Origin of the sequence: Phenylobacterium sp. (assembly GCF_030697305.1) — a bacterium.
In the GTDB taxonomy this organism is placed as follows: domain Bacteria; phylum Pseudomonadota; class Alphaproteobacteria; order Caulobacterales; family Caulobacteraceae; genus Phenylobacterium.
In genome coordinates this window covers 1-2,607 of record NZ_JAUYQL010000056.1, presented here as the reverse complement: position 1 = coordinate 2,607, position 2,607 = coordinate 1, and the positions used below count along the sequence as shown (strand labels likewise).

Annotated in this window: 2 protein-coding genes; one reads left to right on the top strand and one right to left on the bottom strand. The window is 62.9% G+C overall.

Annotated features, from left to right (window positions below; genetic code table 11):
• Positions 1 to 30: 30 nt before the first annotated feature.
• A complete protein-coding gene (locus tag Q8R27_RS06285) occupies positions 31 to 2,103 on the bottom strand; it encodes a recombinase family protein (protein ID WP_305698208.1) in 2,073 nt (690 codons plus the stop codon).
• 188 nt (positions 2,104 to 2,291) lie between these two features.
• Here Q8R27_RS06285 and Q8R27_RS06280 point away from each other — a divergent pair, with 188 nt between their 5' ends.
• Entirely contained in the window at positions 2,292 to 2,603 is a 312-nt protein-coding gene (locus Q8R27_RS06280) for a hypothetical protein (protein WP_305698207.1), read from the top strand.
• Positions 2,604 to 2,607: the final 4 nt, after the last annotated feature.

Here is a 2,607-nt window from a genome sequence, read left to right as displayed (position 1 = left end):
GCAATGGCTTGTTCATAGTGCCCCTCTTCGTTAAGTGCTTGAAAACATTGACATCTGGTTCTCGCCGACCGCCTGACACGGGCCGAGTGTCCGCGCGGCCGCCTCGATCACGCGCGGATCGAGCAGATCGGATGCCCGAATCTGATACGGCGCTCGCGGCACAACCTGCTCTGCGTACAGGATTCCTTGCTTGATCAAGCGCCGAATACGGTGGTTGTTCACGCCGAGCTTTGCGGCGGCTTCCGACATGGTGAGCCACTGTCCGTCCTTGTTCGCTGACCGGTACGCACGAATGTCGTTCACCATCCGCACAGAACTTACGCGATGCGCGGTCCAAGTCTTGCCCTGCCCGGTGGGCAGGGCCATGCGATTGAGCGTCGCGGCAATATGCTCGTCGGACCACTTGCCCGCCATGCTGCGCATGACGGCCAGGGCTTCATCGGATGTACGACAGCCATGCTCGCCAGACCTTGGCTTCGCGACCCTGACTTCCGAATGCTGGCCTCCACGCCAATGAATTGTCAGAACGATCTCTCGCGTCTTCTCATCGAGATCGGCAATGATCTCCTGGACCAAGGTGTGAAGCAACTGCTGGCGTGTGCGCATCGTCACGCCGGGCGCATCCCATGCGGCGGCGAGATCTTGGGCGAGCCCACCGAGGTCGGGTGTTGCCACGGCCGACAGCGTTTGTTCGACTGCGTCGACGCGCCGTTGGCATGCCTGCACACGCTGCAACGCTGACTCCCAGCTCCGTTCGAGTTGTGCGGCGATCAAACGGTTGTCAGGGTCACAGGCCGCGTAGCGTCGCTCTGCCAGCGTCGCCTCGTAGCGTGCTTGCTGTAGTTCTAAATTCACGATTCGCCGTTGGTCCGCTTGGACTTCCATGTGCCTCCGTTCAGCAAGCGACGCCGCTTCGACGGCCAGAGGCTCGACCGCTCGTAGCAACTCTCTTGCCATGGCCTCGTCGGCTCGCCGGCCGCCAAAAGTAAAACACCGCGGCTGCGCCAGCTGCACGTGCGGACGGTCGCACCGATACACCGGTTGACGTGCACCGCGGCCGGTATACGCGACCGTCAGACGGCGGCCGCAACGCGCGCAGCACAGCATACCCGCGAGCAACGCACGCCCGCCGCGACCCGACTTCACACCATCCACTCTACCGTAGGCATTGACGGCAAGTTGCTTCTGATTGCGCTCGAATTCGGACCAGTCGATGTAGGCTTCATGGTGGCCCTGGAGCATCACCTCCCAATGCTCGACCGGCTTGCTATGGCCATAGCTCTTGCGCAGTCGTCCATCGACGAGGGCCGTGCGCTTCTCGCTCTTGCCGTAGGCATAGGTGCCAGCGTAAAAAGGATTCTTAAGCACCGCGATCACGTTGCGATAACGGATTGGAGTCCAGTCGAACGTCACCATCTTCTTGCCATCAGATGGGCGCGGGAAGTGAACCTGTTCGGCAGCAAGCGACAGAAAGGCTTGGCGGGCGCTGCCCAGCTTGCGAAACCGCGCGAAGATCAATCGGATTGCCTCCTGCAGCCGTATGTCGGGATCGAAGCCCAAACCGACCTCGCGGTGCCAGACGTAGCCGATAGGCACGCTGATGCGCAGCTCGCCGCGCTGGGCCTTGGCGCGGGCTGCCTCGAACATGCGCGCCCTGAGCACGCCGAGCTCGAATTCGCTGATGCTGCCCTTCATGCCCAGCAGCAGTCGATCATTAGGGCGACATGGGTCGTAGACCCCATCCAGGTCGATGACCCGGGCCTCGACCAAGCCGCACAGCTCCAGAAGGTGGTGCCAGTCGCGGCCATTGCGTGCCAGCCGCGAGGCGTCGAAGCACAGCACGGCACCGACCTCGCCGGCGCAGAGCCAAGCGACAAGCCGGTCGAAACCTGGTCGGGCCACCATGCCACTGGCGGAACGGCCGAGGTCGTCATCGATGACCTCGACCTGCGCAAAGCCACGGCGGCGTGCTTCCTCGACCAGGTCGTACTGACGGCGCTGGCTCTCCAGGTTATTCTGAACCTGCGTCTGGGTGGACTGCCGCACGTAGACGACGGCCTTCCGACGCAGTACGGTGGCGGGCAACAGATCAGTGTTCGCCATCGTCAGCTCCCGTCTGTTGAACACCCGCTGCTTGCAGCAGCAGGACCGCCAGTTGCGCAATCGCGGTGGCGCGTTCGCCCGGGCTCATCCCCTGGAGAACCGGGGACTCGAATACCATGCTCAACTGTCTCTGAGACATGGGAGCCGGCGGTGCCAAGCGCATCAGTTGGGTTCGGGGCGAATTGGTCATGTTGCTCCTCGCGGGGGTGTTGAACACCAGCGGAGCTTCGCCGAAGACCGCGCTGCGACAGCAGTTGATGCAGTTCGGCAAGGGCGGAGATGGATGCGCGTGGAGCGCCAAGGTTCATCCCTGCGCAAGAGGCCGCGTCGAGCATCCAGGCCGCCACCACGATGACGACGCCAGGACTCACCTCAACGTGGACCACCTCGCCCGTCGCTCGTTGCTCGCTGTATTGCCGCCGCACCCGACGTCCGTACAGCGCATGCCAGCGGTAGAAGACTTCGACCTCTTGCCCGACATGGGCAGAATGACCCTGTGATTGC